Origin of the sequence: Pseudoalteromonas sp. S327 (assembly GCF_005886415.1) — a bacterium.
Taxonomy (GTDB): Bacteria; Pseudomonadota; Gammaproteobacteria; order Enterobacterales; family Alteromonadaceae; genus Pseudoalteromonas; species Pseudoalteromonas atlantica.
In genome coordinates this window covers 20,730-39,241 of record NZ_PNDP01000025.1, presented here as the reverse complement: position 1 = coordinate 39,241, position 18,512 = coordinate 20,730, and the positions used below count along the sequence as shown (strand labels likewise).

General features: G+C 40.4%; 16 protein-coding genes and 2 tRNA genes. 9 read left to right on the top strand and 9 right to left on the bottom strand.

Annotated elements, in window-relative coordinates; all coding sequences use genetic code 11:
- Nucleotides 1-191 precede the first annotated feature (191 nt).
- Nucleotides 192-842, top strand: a complete 651-nt coding sequence (locus CWB60_RS08550; protein WP_096042550.1) for a M48 family metallopeptidase — start codon at nt 192-194, stop codon at nt 840-842.
- A gap of 63 nt (nt 843-905) precedes the next feature.
- On the opposite strand, the gene CWB60_RS08545 is transcribed toward CWB60_RS08550, so the two are convergent.
- Nucleotides 906-990: transfer RNA gene (locus tag CWB60_RS08545), tRNA-Tyr, on the bottom strand.
- 48 nt (nt 991-1,038) lie between these two features.
- Nucleotides 1,039-1,123: transfer RNA gene (locus CWB60_RS08540), tRNA-Tyr, on the bottom strand.
- A 112-nt stretch (nt 1,124-1,235) separates the two neighbouring features.
- Here CWB60_RS08540 and CWB60_RS08535 point away from each other — a divergent pair.
- Nucleotides 1,236-1,763 carry a VC2046/SO_2500 family protein gene (locus tag CWB60_RS08535; RefSeq protein ID WP_138579566.1) on the top strand — a complete coding sequence of 176 codons (528 nt, stop codon included), beginning with the start codon at nt 1,236-1,238 and terminating at the stop codon, nt 1,761-1,763.
- Nucleotides 1,764-1,953: 190 nt separating this feature from the next.
- Nucleotides 1,954-2,256, top strand: a complete 303-nt coding sequence (locus CWB60_RS08530) for a DUF6172 family protein (protein ID WP_004589192.1) — start codon at nt 1,954-1,956, stop codon at nt 2,254-2,256.
- 127 nt (nt 2,257-2,383) lie between these two features.
- On the opposite strand, the gene CWB60_RS08525 is transcribed toward CWB60_RS08530, so the two are convergent.
- The 3 genes from CWB60_RS08525 to CWB60_RS08515 form a co-directional block, all read right to left on the bottom strand.
- Nucleotides 2,384-2,863 (bottom strand): YchJ family protein, encoded by a 480-nt coding sequence (locus CWB60_RS08525; RefSeq protein ID WP_029774254.1) that lies wholly within the window; start codon nt 2,861-2,863, stop codon nt 2,384-2,386.
- A gap of 42 nt (nt 2,864-2,905) precedes the next feature.
- Nucleotides 2,906-3,340 (bottom strand): SulA-like leucine-rich domain-containing protein, encoded by a 435-nt coding sequence (locus tag CWB60_RS08520; protein WP_024032354.1) that lies wholly within the window; start codon nt 3,338-3,340, stop codon nt 2,906-2,908.
- 283 nt (nt 3,341-3,623) lie between these two features.
- Nucleotides 3,624-4,079: a tetratricopeptide repeat protein gene (locus CWB60_RS08515; protein WP_024032355.1), complete on the bottom strand. Its 456-nt coding sequence runs from the start codon at nt 4,077-4,079 to the stop codon at nt 3,624-3,626.
- A 117-nt stretch (nt 4,080-4,196) separates the two neighbouring features.
- Here CWB60_RS08515 and CWB60_RS08510 point away from each other — a divergent pair, with 117 nt between their 5' ends.
- Nucleotides 4,197-5,489, top strand: coding sequence for an NCS2 family permease (locus CWB60_RS08510; protein WP_004589400.1), 1,293 nt, complete (start codon nt 4,197-4,199; stop codon nt 5,487-5,489).
- Between the two features lie 253 nt (nt 5,490-5,742).
- On the opposite strand, the gene CWB60_RS08505 is transcribed toward CWB60_RS08510, so the two are convergent.
- On the bottom strand, nt 5,743-6,501 hold the full coding sequence (locus tag CWB60_RS08505; RefSeq protein ID WP_024032356.1) for a hypothetical protein: 759 nt from the start codon (nt 6,499-6,501) through the stop codon (nt 5,743-5,745).
- Between the two features lie 293 nt (nt 6,502-6,794).
- Here CWB60_RS08505 and cysB point away from each other — a divergent pair, with 293 nt between their 5' ends.
- Entirely contained in the window at nt 6,795-7,772 is a 978-nt protein-coding gene (gene cysB, locus CWB60_RS08500; protein ID WP_004589402.1) for an HTH-type transcriptional regulator CysB, read from the top strand.
- A gap of 71 nt (nt 7,773-7,843) precedes the next feature.
- Here the strand turns inward: cysB and CWB60_RS08495 are convergent, their stop codons facing one another.
- From CWB60_RS08495 to pabB, 3 genes are all read right to left on the bottom strand, one after another.
- Nucleotides 7,844-9,220 (bottom strand): L-serine ammonia-lyase, encoded by a 1,377-nt coding sequence (locus CWB60_RS08495; RefSeq protein ID WP_004589403.1) that lies wholly within the window; start codon nt 9,218-9,220, stop codon nt 7,844-7,846.
- Nucleotides 9,221-9,322: 102 nt separating this feature from the next.
- Nucleotides 9,323-9,898, bottom strand: a complete 576-nt coding sequence (locus CWB60_RS08490; RefSeq protein WP_039972509.1) for an NUDIX hydrolase — start codon at nt 9,896-9,898, stop codon at nt 9,323-9,325.
- Nucleotides 9,899-9,904: 6 nt separating this feature from the next.
- Nucleotides 9,905-11,251: an aminodeoxychorismate synthase component I gene (gene pabB, locus CWB60_RS08485; protein ID WP_138579568.1), complete on the bottom strand. Its 1,347-nt coding sequence runs from the start codon at nt 11,249-11,251 to the stop codon at nt 9,905-9,907.
- Between the two features lie 169 nt (nt 11,252-11,420).
- Here pabB and CWB60_RS08480 point away from each other — a divergent pair, with 169 nt between their 5' ends.
- From CWB60_RS08480 to CWB60_RS08465, 4 genes are all read left to right on the top strand, one after another.
- Entirely contained in the window at nt 11,421-12,947 is a 1,527-nt protein-coding gene (locus CWB60_RS08480; protein ID WP_004589406.1) for a fumarate hydratase, read from the top strand.
- 451 nt (nt 12,948-13,398) lie between these two features.
- Nucleotides 13,399-14,439 (top strand): Glu/Leu/Phe/Val family dehydrogenase, encoded by a 1,041-nt coding sequence (locus tag CWB60_RS08475; RefSeq protein ID WP_024033350.1) that lies wholly within the window; start codon nt 13,399-13,401, stop codon nt 14,437-14,439.
- Nucleotides 14,440-14,594: 155 nt separating this feature from the next.
- Nucleotides 14,595-15,233 carry a chloramphenicol acetyltransferase gene (locus CWB60_RS08470; protein WP_128581605.1) on the top strand — a complete coding sequence of 213 codons (639 nt, stop codon included), beginning with the start codon at nt 14,595-14,597 and terminating at the stop codon, nt 15,231-15,233.
- 354 nt (nt 15,234-15,587) lie between these two features.
- Nucleotides 15,588-18,476, top strand: coding sequence for a ligand-binding sensor domain-containing diguanylate cyclase (locus CWB60_RS08465; protein WP_349304174.1), 2,889 nt, complete (start codon nt 15,588-15,590; stop codon nt 18,474-18,476).
- Nucleotides 18,477-18,512: the final 36 nt, after the last annotated feature.

Below are 18,512 nucleotides of genomic sequence, written 5' to 3'. Positions count from 1 at the left end.
AACATGCGTAGCGTACTTTATTAATAAGACGAGATTTTGCGTAAATAAAAATAATAATAAACACTGAGCCCATTTATTTATCGCTAAATAACTGCATTGATTAAATAAGGCTTTATAATACGCTTTTAATTATATTTAGAGCACACACCTTGTTTGAGTATCAGCTAAAACGCAGTGCAAGGCGTAAAACAGTGGCAATAAAAGTTAGCCAAAAATTAGTTACTGTTTATGCGCCTACACACGTGCCAAAACTACAAATAGAACAATGGCTGTTTAGTAAAAATGAGTGGGTAACTGCGCAATTACATAAACAACTTAACGCCATTGATACTCAACAACACCCGTTTAAAAACCAGCAAATAATGGTTTTTGCTAAGCCATATACCATTACTTTTGCAAAAGGGACACGCTCGCATGTTCAGCAATCCGATAGCGTATTTACTATTTACACTTCTAATCGAGTAAAAAAACAGCCTGAAAAACGCAAGCAGTTACTTTGCCTTGCCCTTGAAGAAACGCTAACAAGCTACATTGAAATGCGTTTAGCTTATTATTGCCAACAGATGTCAGAAGCATTACCGACTAAATTGACGATTGGAAGTTATAAACGTAAGTGGGGGAGTTGTAATTCTCGGCGAGAGCTAACCTTTAGCCTTAACCTTGTTGGGGCGCCTCATCATATAATTGATTATGTTATTGTGCACGAATTGGCTCATTTAAAGTATTTGAACCACAGCAGCGCTTTTTGGAAGCACGTAGCTAACTTTTATCCCGATTATAAATCTGCATCAGCATGGCTTAAAAACCACGGGGCAACATTACAGTGGGTATTTGATAATTAGTCTAAAAATGAAGTTTTAAATAGTGATGAAAAAGATGTAGAAAAGGATACTGAAGATAAGAAGTGGTGGAGGGAGCTGGATTCGAACCAGCGAAGGCTGAGCCGTCAGATTTACAGTCTGATCCCTTTGGCCGCTCGGGAACCCCTCCACACTATTTTGTTACATTTGGCCCCACTTAACTTAGCGGTAAGAAAAGTGGTGGAGGGAGCTGGATTCGAACCAGCGAAGGCTGAGCCGTCAGATTTACAGTCTGATCCCTTTGGCCGCTCGGGAACCCCTCCAATGCAACGGCGCTGATAATAGCAAACTGCGTATTTAAGTAAAGAAAAAAGCTAAAGAAATTTGAAATAAAGCCGATAAATATCTACCAGTTATCATAATCGGCTAAAGACTATGCAAATCGATGATTTGTTAATCACAGAGAGTCAACTAAAGACTAGGCTAAATAAAAGTGTGCATGAAAATCGCAGAGGCGAATTTTCACTTTTATTAGCGATGCTATCGCACGATGCGCTGGATTTTAGTCAATTTCACTTGCCAAAAAGTGAAACGCATAGTGCTTATGTAGACGAAGAACAGTTAAGGGAGCGCTTTGGTGCTGGACCAAAGCAATTATTAGCTCCCGAAAAATTTGATATGACCATAGGGCAAGAGCACGCGTCGATGATTGTTCAACAAGGCGAGCAAGCAGGTATGAAAGCAATAAAATTAAGCCACTGCTTAAACCCTGAGCCACTAGCGATTAGAGATGACAAGTTACATATTCCTTTAACAGTAATCGATAATTGTGAACTATCAGTACGCAGGCGCTTAAATGACACGCACACCGCGCTTGCAAGTCCACAAATGGACGCCGCAGCATTTTATGACGATTTAACTAATGAGGCTATACATAAGCTATTGCTTGTTGCTAACGCATAAAAATAATTTAACACTTGTGCGTTTTAAAAGCCTAAAACACCTTATATTTAATAACCGGTTATGCAATAAAATAGAACAATTCTTTTTTTGTTTAAAAAAAGCATCCACAAATTAAATGCAATTGCTATAATGGCTGCAAATGGTATGACTTGAGTGCCATTATCATTAAATCAAGGTAATTAGGAACGTAATGAAGAAAACATTCACGCTAAATCATGAGAAAATCAAATACCCTCGTATGGTTGATGCTGCAAAGCATGAAGTGAAAAAATATTTGAAAAGAGAGCGCAATAAAACGCTACCTGTTGAAGCTGATTACTGGGCGTTTGACTGTAAGTTTGGCACAAGTGCCGATGATGCCGAAGTTGTTCACGTAGCTGAAATTAACAACAAGATCAGCGAAATCGAAAAGCAGGCGCTTACTTCATTCTATGTTGAGATTTTAGCTAGACCTGCGCAGCGTGAATCGTTCGATCTAGATGATGATGAATAACCAATAGCAATATTGTAGAAAATGGACCTAGATGGTCCATTTTTGTTTATGGCAGTTATTAACATGTTTAGTGGTATAGAGTAGCGCTTAAATAAAAAGCTATTTTATGCTAAGTGTTTAGCTTATTTTATACACTGTGACACTTTTTATATTTTTTACCGCTTGCACATGGGCAGGGGTCGTTTCTGGCAACTTTTATATCGGCGACCGGATTAATAATACCCTCTAAATAACGCCATTCACCGTCCTCTTTTATAAAGTCTGATTTCTCATCTAATTCACAATATAAGTTTTGGTAAAAATAATACGCGTTAAAGGCAACATAACCTCGCTCATCACTTTGCTGCGTATCGCGCACAACTAATTTTACAAAGCGGCAGCTATTGGCAAAGTCAGCAATTTCATTTACTGGGTTTTGTGCTTGTTTTTCTTTGGCGTAAGTTTTAAATACATAAGATGCATTTTTTAATGCATAAGCACTAAAGCGCGAACGCATTAGTTGCTCAGGTGTTGCTGGGGTTTTTATATCAAGATGATAAGGCTGGCAACAGTCGCCATAATTAAGCTGACTGTTGCATAAGCAAGCGCTAGTACTAGTTACACTCATAAAATACTAATTAACATAAATTAAAAATGCATTTTACCAAGCTTATTGAGTAAGTGATATTGCTGTAGTGCTGGTTTTTTTAGTAAAGCAAAATAGCTTAGCGCTTCTTTTGTTTAAATTAAGCGATAAATTAACAAGCTGCTGCTCACTTACTATATCTGTCCACGTAATAATGGCTGCAAAGTTCCCATTATGAAGTGCTGAATTAAGTACATACTCTAAATTTACTAAATGCTTTTGTCTTATTACAAGCAGTTTGCTGGTATCTATAGAGCAGCTATCTAGCAAGGCTTTACTAGGCACATGGTCGGGCGCAATCAGTAAGGTCCACGCGTTAGAGCTATTGTATTGGTGCAACACTTTTAGCATCTCAAACGTAGCAGAAATTTCATCTTCTACTTTAATTAAGTTTACCGACTCACTTTCATCATGTTGTTGGTAGCTTTTAACGGTTCTTACGGTAATTGGCTGTAGCATAGGTCTCACTCACTGGGTTTATATACAGTACGTGTATACAGTAGTTTATACAGTTGTTGTGTGCAAGCGTTTTTTGTTATTTTTTATACAGTTAATGGTTTTAAAAAATAAACAATGAAAATAATGTTTTAAAAACAGTTGGTTACAGTTTGTGCTGTGCAAGTGAAAGCTGAGGGTGTTTGCAGTACTGTATAAAGTGTAGCAGCGCTATACAGTACTTGATGGATGGCTATACAGTTATTTTAGTGTGTTTTACAGTACTTAGCTGTTAGCTATACAGTAGTTAGTCATTTTTTGGAATTAAGTGGGCAAACTGAATTTGGTGGATTTGCTCATACAAACTGGCTGCATAGCATTGAGCGTCTTTAAGACGTTTGGTGTCGATATATTTTCTTAAATCATTTAAAGCAGCGGTTGCCGGTTCGTAGCCTTGGCTGCTGGCTAAACTTAACCATGCTGCTGCGTGAAATACGCTTTTTGGTACGCCTTGGCCTTTGACAAAAAATAACCCTAAATAAAACTGGGCGCGATGATTTCCGGCCATTGCGGCAAGGCGCATCCACTTAGCTGCCAACGGTGCTTGGTTATGCTTTAAATAATACAGGGCTTTGTTAAGTGTTGTTTGCTCACTGACATCACTATTGTTTTCAGCGCTGTGGTTTGTAGGCTGTGTTACAAAATCTAAAATATTGTTTAATTGCTGCTCTAAGTCTTGTCCGCTAGGCTGAGTCTTATTCATATATTTTCTTTTTTATAGTTTCTACGCCAACAGTTTAGTATATCGCAAGGTAAAATGTCCTGTTTATACTTAATTTTATGGTAAAATTACGTCACTTTTTACTATCACAAGTCTATTATGCTCGAAGCTCTATTTAAACTCCGCGAAAATAACTCCAATGTGCGACGCGAAAGCATTGCTGGAATCACTACTTTCATTACTATGGTTTACATTGTATTTGTAAACCCTGCAATGCTTGCGGAAGCAGGCATGGATCAAGGTGCTGCATTTGTTGCTACCTGTATTGCGGCTGCTATTGGCTGTTTTATTATGGGATTGTGGGCTAATTACCCTTTAGCACTTGCGCCGGGCATGGGTTTAAACGCATTTTTTACTTACGGTGTTGTACTGGGCATGGGTTATAGCTGGCAAGCTGCATTAGGTGCGGTATTTATGTCTGGTTGTATATTTTTAATATTAAGTTTGTTTAAGGTCAGAGAGTGGATAATTAATGCTATTCCTTTGGTTTTAAAGCAGGCTATTGCCACTGGTATTGGTGCGTTTTTAGCGTTAATTGCGCTTAAAAATGCAGGCATTATTGTTTCAAGCCCAGCTACATTAGTACAGCTTGGCGATATTACTTCGGCAGGTCCTTTATTAGCTATTTTAAGCTTTTTTGTCATTGCTGCTTTGCTTTATCGTGATATAAAAAGCGGCGTACTTATTAGCATTTTGCTAGTAACGGGCATTGCGTTAAGCCTCGACTTAGTTGAGTACCACGGCGTAATGTCAATGCCACCGTCTATTTTACCTACCTTCATGCAACTTGATTTTGCAGCGGCCTTTGAGCTTTCTATGCTGAGTGTAATTTTTGCGTTTTTGTTTGTTGATTTATTTGATACATCAGGCACGTTAGTTGCGGTAACTCAAAAAGCAGGCTTAGCCGATGAAAAAGGCAATATGCCACGTTTAGGGCGTGCTTTAAGTGCAGATAGTACAGCTACTATTGCGGGTGCAATGTTAGGTACTTCTACCACTACTTCTTATATTGAGTCTGTAGCCGGTGTATCGGTTGGTGGGCGTACTGGCTTAACAGCTGTTGTTGTGGGTATATGCTTTTTACTAATGATGTTTTTTGCGCCGCTTGCGCAAATGGTGCCGGCTTATGCAACAGCGGGTGCTATTTTATACGTTGCGGTATTAATGCTGCAAAACCTTAAGTTTGTAAACTGGGATGACATGAGCGATGCAATTCCGGTAAGTGTGGTACTACTTATGACGCCGCTTACATTCTCTATTGCGCACGGTATTGCTCTTGGTTTTATATCGTATACTGCGGTTAAAGTACTGTGTGGTAAACGCGATCAGGTTAGTATTAGCGTGTGGATATTAACAGCGTTATTTATTATCAAGTTTGCATTTTTATCGTAATAGTTAATACCCATTCTTTTAGCTAAGAGCCTTAGTTTGAGGGTGGGTAAACATTTATTATTTAGTGGCTATCGCTCATGCCGCTGCGTTGTTATACCTTGCGTATCTATATTGTGGTAAATGAGCGTTTATAACGTAGTTAGCGCTAAGTAGTGCCTCAAAATACGTTAGTATTTACCCATTGGTAAAAATAGCTTAACAGATACAAAAAAGCCCATACCTTATGTATGGGCTTTCTTTTGGGTATTTAAAATTACCATTTCTTTTTAGGTGCAAATAATACGTCTAAGTCATCTTGCTCTGCTTCTGCTTTTTTCTTCAGGGCAGTGGCATTTGATGCTTTTAGTTCGGTGCTTATTTCTTCTAAATAGGCTTCAACTTCTTGGCGTTTTGCGTTTACGTATTCATCAGAATAGGTAACGGCACTAAGTGTGGCATAGGCTTTTTCAAAATATTGCCTAGCAGAGCCCACCATGCTCGCTGAGCGAGCAGATAAACCGCGTTTAATTTGGCTTTCTATGTTAATTCTGAGTTGTAACTTTTCTAGGCGTTTATCTTCAGCTGCAAATACTTGGCTATCTACACGGCCTTTACTGTGCTCAGAGCGCATAATAACTCTAAGCTTTTTTATGCCCTGAATTAACGAGACTAACTGCTTATCGTTACTTGGTAACGATAAATTGTCGCTGCTATTACCTTGTACTGCACCACTTAGCTTTTCTTTAGCTTCGTTCATTCTGCTTTTTAATGCTTTAGAATTAGGTGAATGGTTCACCATAGCGTTTAGTGCTTCGTAACATCTACGTTGTAAAACGCGTATAATGTTTTCAGAAAGCGGAATATTAGCGCTATTCATAAGTGCTTCTTCGGTTTCTTCAATTATCGCTTTTTGTTTTGTTAATTCTTTGCGACGTTCAATTTCTTGCTTTTCTTTATGCTGCTGTACAGCGCTTACCCACAGTGCAATCACTATCAGTGCCACTATAAGCACAATTATAATCGAAACGATCATGGCTTAATTCTCGGATTCATAATCTATTTTTTTATATTACATCAAATATATGCTTTGAGGGTAGCTTTGCGCTGATTAACTTAAAAATATGTTAAAAATTAGATATAAGAATAATGTATTATAAGTTGAACCTGAATAAACATCGCTATCTGCAGCGGGTTTATTATGCTAGCCTTAATGCTTAAATAATGAAAGTATACGTGCTTACTTTGCCAAGTTTTAGCTAAATTAAACTTGGTTTTGCTTAGTATTACCATCATATAAGCTTAATAATAACGTTAAAAACTGCAACCATGAAATTACAACAACTTAGATACATCGTAGAAGTTCAAAACCATAAGCTAAACGTATCAGCAACTGCTGAGAGTTTATTTACCTCACAGCCTGGTATATCTAAACAAGTGCGCATGCTTGAAGATGAGCTAGGTGTACAAATTTTTGGCCGCAGTGGTAAGCATTTAACGCATGTTACAGGTGCCGGCGAAGAAATAATTAACATTTCTCGCGAAATTTTATCTAAAGTCGAAGGTATAAAAGCGGTTGCTAATGAGCACACGCTGCCTGATCAGGGTAAACTAAATATAGCCACTACACATACTCAAGCTCGTTATGCTTTGCCAAGTGTTATTCAGGGCTTTATGAAAAAATACCCAGCTGTTTCGCTGCATATGCATCAAGGTACACCACAACAGATTTCTGATGCGGCAGCGCGCGGTGACGCAGACTTTGCCATTGCAACTGAAGCACTTCATTTATACTCAGATTTAGTTATGCTGCCTTGCTATCATTGGAACCGCAGCATTGTGGTGGCAAAAGATCATCCACTAGCACAAAAGGCCGACAATTTAACCGTTGCTGATATAGCGCAGTATCCGCTTATTACGTATGTATTTGGGTTTACTGGTCGCTCTGAGCTTGATAAAGCATTTAACGCGCACGGGCTTGAGCCGCACATTGTGTTTACTGCAACCGATGCCGATGTAATTAAAACTTATGTAAGGTTAGGGCTAGGTGTAGGTGTAGTCGCTTCAATGGCCGTTGATCAATTAAGTGACACAGATTTAGTGTGTATTGATGCCAGCCATTTATTTGAAGCTAGCACAACTAAAATTGGCTTTAGAAAGGGCAGTTTTTTACGTACTTATATGTATGACTTTATTGAGCGTTTTGCCCCGCATTTAACTAAAGAGCGAGTAGAGCGAGCCAGCTTATTACGTAATCAAGATGATGTTGATGCGTTATTTGCCGACATAGAACTGCCGGTAAAATAGTAAGACTTTAAGTATATAAATACTAAAAAACCGCGTATTGCTAAAATACGCGGTTTTTTGTTTTTATACGCTTAACATTCAATAATGTTTACCGCTAATCCACCGCGTGCGGTTTCTTTATATTTGGTTTTCATGTCGTTACCGGTATCGAGCATGGTTTTAATCACTTTATCAAGCGACACCTTTTGCTCGCCACTGCCACGTATTGCTAGGCGAGAGGCATTAATTGCTTTAATGGCGCCCATGGCATTGCGCTCAATACACGGTACTTGTACCAATCCGCCTACAGGGTCGCAGGTTAGGCCTAAATTATGTTCCATGCCTATTTCGGCGGCGTTTTCAACATGTACTACATTACCACCAACAATTTCGGTGAGTGCGCCGGCAGCCATTGAACAGGCAACACCTACTTCACCTTGGCAGCCTACTTCTGCGCCCGAAATAGAGGCATTTTTTTTGTATAAAATACCAATCGCCGCTGCGGTTAATAAATAGCGTGTGGCTATGTCGCGGTCTACTTCTTTAATAAATGTGTGGTAGTACATTAAAACGGCCGGCAATATACCCGCAGCACCATTTGTTGGCGCCGTGACTACGCGCCCACCCGCGGCATTTTCTTCATTTACAGCTAAGGCAAATAAATCCACCCAATCCATTGCTCTGAGTGGGTCATTACTCACTTCTACATTTAGCTTTAAATACAAACTAGGTGCACGGCGTTTAACTTTTAAACCACCTGGTAAAATTCCCTCGGTGCGCATGCCACGTTCAATACAGGCTTTCATTACTTGCCAAATATTAAACAACTCGTCTTTAATATCGTCTTCTTTGCGCAGCGTTTTTTCGTTATGCATCATTAAAGTAGATACACTAAAGCCTGATTCTTTACACAGCTCTAGTAAATCTTTTGCACTTTCGAACGGGTAAGGAGCCGGGTTTTGCTCGCGTATATCAAGGGCTGCTTGTTTTTCGTTTTCAAATTCTTCATCGGTAACAATAAAGCCGCCGCCAATAGAGTAGTAAACTTTGCTATATACTTTTTCGCCATTGTTTGAGGCAATAATTTCCATGGCATTAGAGTGCTTAGGTAAGGTTTTGCGGCGATGAAAAACAATAGCCCCTTGCTTAGGAAAGTTCGCTTTATGGGTTTGGTTGAGGTATATCACTTGCTCTTTTTCAATGGTGGCAAGGATATCGTCAACTAAATCGGCATCTATTGTTTCTGGGTCGTAGCCGGCAAGCCCTAATATAACGGCTTTACCAGAACCATGGCCTACGCCGGTTTGACCCAGTGAGCCATAAAGCTCTACCTTTATATCGGTAACAGAGGTTAAAAGTTGTTGCTCTTGTAGGTCATTAACAAATAAGCGCGAGGCACGCATTGGGCCAACGGTATGTGACGACGATGGGCCAATACCAATGCTAAACATATCAAATGCACTGATCATACTATGGGTCTCTACTTTATTTACTCAGCCCGAAAGCTGTTCTTTGAACGGTCGAGTATCATAACGTTAATTCTATATTATGTAACTATTTGGCAGTAAGTTTTAAACTGGTAGGGCAAGCTGTTTTGTAAAGTTTTTTATAATGCTAGCCGTTGCTCCCCACAGTAACCCGTGCGGTGTACTAAACCCTTGCAAGGTGATGGTTTTGCCAAAACGTTGAAAAGGAATGGGTTGCCAATTTGCCTCGTTTGAAAGCTGGGTAAGCGACAGTAAAAAGCTAGCTTGCACTTCATTATAATCGTTCTCCCATACTGTGTGTTCATCAAGTAAACCCACAAATGGGCTAATGCTAAAGCCAGTTAGGGTCGAGTATTGTGGCAGCTGCCCGAGCACTTTAACATTACTTGGCGCTATATTAAGCTCTTCGTGTAGTTCTCGAAGCGCTGTGGTGCGCAGGTGTTTATCGCTTTGCTCAAATTTACCGCCGGGTAAACAAATTTCCCCAGGGTGATGATGTAAATAAGTAGGGCGTTTGCACAATAAAATATGCGCGTGGTTATCAACATCAATAATAGGCAGCATAACCGCACTGGCACGCTTTTTACGGGTATCTTTTATTTGATTTGGCGCGGCAGTAGGGCTTAGCTGAAACCGCGCCATAATATGTTCACTATTCAAAGCGTTCTACTGTTTTAATAAAGGAAGTATTTTATTCACTTTATCGTATGTTTCTTGGTATTCCAATTCGACTTTAGAATCAGCGACAATACCACCACCGGCCCAGCAATAAATGTGTTCGTTATGACAAACCAATGTGCGGATTGTAATACTGGTGTCCATATTACCGCAGGCGCTTATATACCCTATAGAGCCACAGTAAATACTACGCCTATGAGGCTCTAGCTCTTCAATTATCTCCATAGCTCTAATTTTAGGCGCGCCGGTGATTGACCCTCCGGGAAATGCTGCTTCAAGTTGATCAACACACGTTTTGCTCTCATCCAGTTCTGCCGTTACGGTACTCACTAAGTGATGCACTGCCGGAAAGCTCTCAATAGCAAAAAGTGAGGGCACCTTTACAGAGCCAGGTTTTGCAACCTTACCTAAATCGTTACGCAGTAAATCAACAATCATTACGTTTTCTGCGCGGTCTTTGGTTGAGTTTTCAAGGGCTCTGGCTTGCTGTTGGTCGGCGATTGCATCGGCCATGCGTGGCAAAGTGCCCTTGATGGGTTTTGTTTCAACTATATTGTCGTGAACTGCAATAAAGCGCTCTGGCGATATTGATAAAATGGCGCCACGTGGGTGGTTAATAAAGCTAGAAAATGGCGCTTTATTAGCCTCACGCAATACTTTATAGGCTTGGAAAGGGTCGCCTTTAAAACCGGCACTAAAGCGCTGGGCTAGGTTGATTTGATAGCAATCACCACTTTTTAAATAATCTTGTATTTTCGCAAATTTGTCAGCGTATTCATGCTCACTCATATTTGAGCGCCAATCGCTGGTGAGCGAAAACTGTGCTGGTACTATATCGTTTGCTAAATATTGCTGGTAAAGCGCTAAACGGTTCACCTCAGGTTGAGAAACATAAAACCAGCTTTGCTGGTGTTTATCAAATATAAGCGCATCTAAATAAAGGCCAATGGCCATTTGTGGCAACGTTATATCGTGTTTTGCCGTGCGTGGCATGTGCTCAATAATACGCCCTAAATCGTAGCCAAAATAACCAAGCCAACCGCCGTTAAAAGGCAGGTTATTAGCGGCTTTTTGCGCACTAAGTTTACTTAGCTCATCGTTCATTATTGTAAAGGGGCTACGCGAGTCAAGCTGCTGATTAAATACGCTTTGATTGTTGTTTACTTCTAAAATAGCATGAGGCTCTATCGCAATAATATCAAAGCGACTATTTATGTGCTCGCTATTGGCTGAGTCTAGTAATACGGCATAGGGTAAATGCGCAAAATGCGCGAAAACATCAATGCAGTTTTGTGTTATGGCTAATTTTACACAATTTTTTTCATTGTTTAGCATTTACTGCCCCTTTAAGAACTGGCTCGAAACGGGCTGGGAGGGTATCATAAGTCAAATTTTTTTGGCAGCGTTTAGTATCAAATCTACGTTGTAATTAAAACAGTGCAAACCACCGTCACCGGTTTGGTATAGATTACGCTTAAGCGTAACGCTAACTTAAGGAACCACTATGAGTACAATCCGTCAGCAAGACTTTATTGATAGCATTGAAGATGCGTTGCAATATATCTCTTTTTATCATCCCCTTGATTTTGTTCAAGCGCTAGAAAAAGCCTACAACAAAGAACAAAGCAAGGCTGCAAAAGATGCAATCGCGCAAATTTTAATTAACTCGCGTATGTCGGCTGAAGGCAAGCGTCCACTATGTCAAGACACGGGTATTATTACCTGTTTTGTAAAAGTAGGGATGGATGTTAAGTGGGATAAAACAGATTTAACCGTACAACAAATGGTTGATGAAGGCACACGTCGCGCATATTTAAATCCAGATAACCCACTACGAGCTTCTATTGTAGCTGACCCTGCTGGCACACGTAAAAACACTAAAGATAATACCCCTTCAGTTGTACACATCGATTTAGTGGCGGGCGGCGAAGTAGAAGTAATGGTTGCAGCGAAAGGCGGCGGCTCAGAGAACAAAAGTAAAATGGTTATGCTAAACCCATCTGACGATGTAGCTGCATGGGTAGAAAAAACGCTACCGACAATGGGCGCTGGTTGGTGCCCGCCAGGCATGCTAGGTATAGGCATTGGTGGAACCGCCGAAAAAGCAGCGGTAATGGCAAAAGAGTCGTTAATGGACCCGGTTGATATTCATGAGCTTATGGAGCGCGGTGCAGAAACAACGGAAGAAAAACTGCGTTTAGAAATTTTTGAACGTGCTAACAAGCTAGGTATTGGCGCGCAAGGTTTAGGTGGTTTAACAACGGTTGTTGATATTAAAGTAAAAACAGCGCCTACGCATGCGGCATCAAAACCTGTTGTGATGATCCCTAACTGTGCAGCTACGCGCCACGTACACTTTACACTAGACGGCTCAGGCCCTGCAGATTTAAAAGCGCCTAAGCTAGAAGACTGGCCAGAAGTGACGTTTGAAGTAGGTGAAGGAACTCGCCGTGTTAATTTAGATACGTTAACTAAAGAAGACACCCGCGAGTGGAAAATGGGAGAAACTGTTTTACTCTCAGGCACTATTTTAACAGGCCGTGATGCTGCTCATAAACGCTTACAAGATATGATCAATTCAGGTGAAGGTTTACCTGAGGGCGTTGATTTTGATAATAAGTTTATTTATTACGTTGGCCCAGTTGATGCTGTAGGTGATGAAGCTGTAGGCCCTGCAGGCCCTACAACTGCAACACGTATGGATAAATTTACCGATATGATGCTAGAAAAAACCGGCATTGTAGGCATGATAGGTAAAGCTGAGCGTGGTCCTGCTACAGTTGAGTCGATTAAAGAGCATAAATCGGTTTATTTAATGGCTGTAGGTGGCGCGGCATACTTAGTATCTAAAGCAATTAAAAAAGCACGCGTGGTTGCCTTTGAAGATTTAGGTATGGAAGCAATCTACGAATTTGAAGTAGAAGATATGCCAGTTACGGTTGCCGTAGACAGCGAAGGTGCTAACGCACACACGCAAGGCCCTGCAATTTGGAAAGCTAAAATTGAAGAGCTAGACGGTAAGCTTAAATAAAGGTTTACGTAATCTAATTACAAAGCGAGCTTAGGCTCGCTTTTTTTTGTGTTTGTTTTATGAAATATTAAAAAAGCGCAAATTGCCCCTTCAAATAAACACCTCAGACCAGTTGTGGTAAATCTGCTTTTTTCTTCATAAACCTATACACTGTGCGACTTTGCTGGGAGGGGAACTGTGTAATACAAGGTTTACACTTGGTGTTACCTTTACGTTCACGTAAATGTGAAGGCGCTTTTTAACGGTGTTGTTAGCTTTAAATTTAATTTATATGCCTTTTGTTGAATTTTATATCCGTATTTTGTTGTTATTTAGATTTATTAATTCACAAGGCTGGCTTTTTACGGGTTTAACTTCTCATTATGTGGCACCCTTAAAAATGAAGTGGTAAAGTTTCGTCAATTTCCAGCGCTCATCCCTCTCACGGGTAAACTATTTTGGAGTAATTACAGTGGCTGTGTTTAATCAAGCTGAATTTGATAACCACGAACAAGTGGTTTTTTGTTCTGACGAAGCGTCAGGTTTAAAAGCAATTATTGCCGTACATAATACTAACCTTGGCCCTGCTGTTGGTGGTTGTAGAATGTGGGACTATGCCAACGATGAAGATGCCGTTTACGATGTTTTACGTCTCTCTAAAGGGATGACCTATAAAAATGCGGTTGCTCGCCTACCGTTTGGTGGTGGTAAATCAGTTATAATTGGCAATGCAAAAGAGATTAAGTCAGAGCAGTTATTTCGAGCTTTTGGTCGCCAATTAGAGCGATTAAATGGCCGTTACTATTCTGCCGAAGATGTAAACATTACATGTGATGACGTTGCATTAATGAATAAAGAAACGAATTATGTGCTGGGCTTGGAAGGAAAAAGCGGTAATCCGTCACCTTTTACAGCTTACGGTACGTTTTTAGGAATTAAAGCGGCATTACAGCACCAACGTGGGCATCAAGATTTTGCGGGCATTAAAGTGGCGGTACAAGGTTTAGGTGCAGTCGCCTATGGTTTATGTAAGCATTTAGCCCAAGCTGGTGCAAAATTATTTGTAACAGATATCAATCAAGATGCTGTAGAGCGCGTAGTAAATGACTTTGGTGCTACGGCAGTGGGTATTGATGAAATTTACGACCTTGATGTTGATGTATACGCACCTTGTGCATTAGGTGCCACCATTAATGATGAAACCATTGCACGTATTAAGGCAACCATTATTGCTGGGTGTGCTAATAATCAGCTAGCGCAGTCTCGTCACGGTGAAGTACTTCGTGAAAAAGGTATTTTGTATGCACCCGATTACGTTATTAACGCTGGTGGCATTATTAATGTGTATTACGAAACTGCGCCACAGGGCTACAGTGAGGCGGCGTCTAATAAACATGTCGAAGGTATTTTTGATACCTTAACCGAAATATTCACCCGTAGTGAAAAAGAGCAAAAATCAACGCACTTGATTGCCGATGAGTTAGCGCAAGAGATAATTCAAAACGGCCTGTAAATTTACCCCGTTTATTTAAACTAAGGCGTACAGTGGTACGCCTTTTTTGTTTATACTCTGTGGCGTGGTAATTTTTGTGGCCAAGACCCTCAAGGCAATGCGGCCTAATCGTTAACGACAAGCTTATGGATATTATGACTGATACAAACGCCTTAATGGAGCCCATCGACCTTGATACATGGCCTCGCCAACAACACTTCGAATTATTTAAAAACTTTACCCAGCCATATTTTAATGTGTGCGTAACACTTAACGCCAAGCCTTTATTTGAATATTGTAAACAAAATAAACTGTCTTTTTTTCAAGCTTATGTGCATGCCACATTAAAAGCTTGCCACGCTTATAACCCGATTATGCTAAGAATTATTAATGACCGTCCATGGCGATTAAAGCAAGTAAGAGCCAGTGTGGTAGAGCTTGCTAGCGATGATTCGTTTATATTTAGTTACTTTAATTATTCGCCTTGCCTTGAAGAATTTGCTCAGCACGCCACTGCTATAAGCGCCAATGCTAAATCTCAACCGTTATTTTCTCAGGCGTTTAATCAAACCGAAGGGCAGGCCGATTTGATACATATATCGGTTTTACCTTGGCTTAATTTTAGTAGTTTTTCGCATGCCTTTAGTGAAGGAAAAAGTTTAGGTATTCCTAAATTTGTGTTTGGTCATTACGATAAAACCACGGGCCTGATGCCGTTTTCGATTGATGTGCATCATTCGCTAATGGACGGTTTACACGTCGCAGCGTTTATAAACGTATTACAAAACAATATTGACGACTTTTGTAAAGATTAATTGAATTTAGTTAATGCAATGTATTTATTTGCTATGGTAGTATTTTTAGTTAGATAGGCGATATAAGTTAATTTGTAACGATTAGCTGATACGTTTACGACATTAAGTTTTAGCGACTTATTTAAGGTGCTTTTTAGCACGTATTATTAGTTGTTTACGCTATTGTTTAGTTTTATTAATGCGCTTTTAGCGCTTAAACAGACCCTAGTGTATTCACCCAATGCGTATAGGGATTTTAACGCTTTGTTGGAGCGCACAATTTTAGTGTGCTCAGTGCCAAGTAAATTCTTTCCTACTCCTTTTAAATAACGATAAAACGCTTACACACAAGTAAAAGAATAACTAAGGCAGTTGATGATGAGACAATTAAGCATTATATGTTCTTTTTTCGTCATGTTTTTATGTGAAGCCCAAGAGCAAACCCGCTTACCGTTAAGTGATTATTTTTCTGAAACATGGAATACCCGCTCTGGATTGCCACACAACAGTATTAATAGCGTTACGCAAACCCAAGATGGCTACTTATGGGTTGCTACATGGGAAGGTTTGGCACGTTTTAATGGCCAAGAGTTTACAATATTAACCCGAGCTCATATTAATAACTTACCCGACTCGGGTTTAAGGGCACTCACTCCCACAAATAGTGGTGGGTTATACATAGCGGGGTCGCGCGGAGGAATTAGCTTATATCAACATAGGCAGTGGGATACCAAGCGATCAGCATCAACCATGGTTAATCATTTAATTGAAAGTGCTGATCAAAGCCTATGGTTAGCCCTTGAAAACGACGGCGTGTTTTATCGTGAACATAACAGCGATACCGACCTTGCAATTATTAAAAATGTAAGTGCTTATCGGGTTATAGAAGATCACGATGGGGTTATTTGGGCAGCAACCAGTGCAGGCCTTTATAAAATACACAACAAAATACCGACCTTAATGACACCACACTTTGGTTTACCAAATGCACCTGTATATAACTTATTAATTACCCGTGGTGGCTCGCTTATTGTAGGAAGCGAAAAAGGCGCGTGGATAAAAACCAATGCGCAGTTTCAGCCGATACATGAAAAGCTTAGCAATGAATCTATTTCTAGCTTATTAGAAGATAACCATGGAGATTTATGGTTTGGCACAATTAATAAAGGGGTGTTTAGGTTATCTCCTGATGGCGTAGAGCAGTTAGATGCCAATAACGGATTACCCGCCAACCGTATTTTATCTTTGTTACAAGATAGAGAAAACAGTATTTGGATTGGCACTAACGCCGGGTTGTTTCGTCTGCGTGAGTCGCCGTTTTCATCGTGGACCCAAAAAAGAGGTTTAGCGGGGGATTATACCCGCACAGTGCTTTCTCACTCCGATGGCAGTTTATGGGTGGGGGGAAGCTCTGGCTTAAATATAATAAAAAATAATCGCGCTACCTTGGTTTCAGGCTCTAAACAAAGCAGTCCTTATTCTGTGCTCAGTTTACACGAAGCACCCGATGGTAGTGTGTGGGCAGGTACGTATACCTCAGGTGTTTTAAAAATAGTTAATAATACCTTTACGCCGTTTATTAATCGTAGCACTGGACTTGGAAGTAACGAAGTAAGGGCTTTATTATTTGATTCTAAAAACCGTTTGTGGATAGGCTCTGCTATGGGGCTGACGCGCATCAATGAAGATGGCAGCTTAGATCAATTTACAAATAAAAAAGACTTACCAAGTGGGTTTGTACTTGCACTTAGTGAAGATAACGCAGGTAATATTTGGGTAGGCACCGGCAATGGGGTGGTGGTATTTGATATTGTTAGTGAGCAATTTACAACGGTTGAATTCCCTCGTGAGTTTTCTGCGCAATATGCGTTTGGGTTTTATATTGATGATACCTATACCTGGATGGCCACAGATAGAGGCTTAGTGCGCTATGAGCTAACAAGCGGAAAAATGGCAATGCTTGGCTTAGAACAAGGTTTACCTATCGATAAACTATTTCAAGTGGTGCCGCACAATGGCTCATTTTGGCTCTCGAGCAACCGCGGGATTATTCAAATAGATAAAAATCATATACAGCAAATCCTCGACGCTCCCGCGAGCGCTAAAGCACCCGTGCTTAACTATCAACTGTATGATGAAGGCGATGGTATGTTAAGTGCGCAGGCCAACGGAGGCTCAACCCCTTCGGCTGTAACGCATAACGATGGGAGTATTTGGTTTGCAACCGCAAAGGGGGTGAGTACCGTAAAACCAGCGCGCTTACAAGCATCAACGCAAATTGCGCTGCCGACCATTATTGAAAATATTTTTGTAGATGGTAAGCCTATTGCGCTTCCGCTTGAAGGAGAGTCGGTATTTTTGCCACCGGGGGTATCGCGTTTATCGTTTCATTATGCAGGGCTGAGCTTTATTATGCCGCAGCGATTAAACTTTCAAACCCAATTAAAGGGCTTTAACGATAAATGGGTTAATCGCCAACATATGACCGGTGCTGAGTACACTAACTTACCGCCTGGGGAATATACCTTTATGGTACGAGCAAGTTACCCTAACGCACAGTGGCAAGATAATCAGCAAGCTGTAAATATTGTAATTCAGTCATTTTTTTGGCAAAAACCGCAATTTAAGTTTGCAGTATTTGTATTATTTTTAATGGTTATTTTTGCTATATACAAATACCGTTTATACCACTACAAAAAAATAGAAATAGAGCTGACTAATCGCGTAGAAAAACAAACCCAAGACCTACAGACGCAAGCCAATGCGTTTGCGTACCAAGCAACGCACGACCAACTTACCGACATGCCTAACAGGCGTGCTTTTGATAGCTGGCTTGCCCATAACTTTGCCACTTACAAACAGCAAAACCGGCCGCTAGCCATAGCTATACTGGATATTGATCACTTTAAGCGGATTAACGATAACTGGTCGCATATTATTGGTGACAAAGTGATTTGTACTATTGCAGAGCTGCTTAAAAATGGCTGCCAAGAAAACCAGCATATAGCACGGTGGGGCGGTGAAGAGTTTACAATTGTTTTTGCAGATAAAACCGCCGGCGAAGCAAAAATCATATGCGAAGCGCTGCGCGAGAGCATTGCACAGCATGACTTTTCGGCCATTGGTGAGGGGTTAAGTGTAACAGCCAGTTTTGGCTTGTCTGACTCAACCAACGTCGGTGATTACGACCGTCTTTTATCGCGGGCAGATCAAGCATTATACAAAGCTAAAAATAGCGGACGAAATTGCACAGAAATTATCTGATTGAAAATGAGTGCATGCGCACATATTAATAAGAGA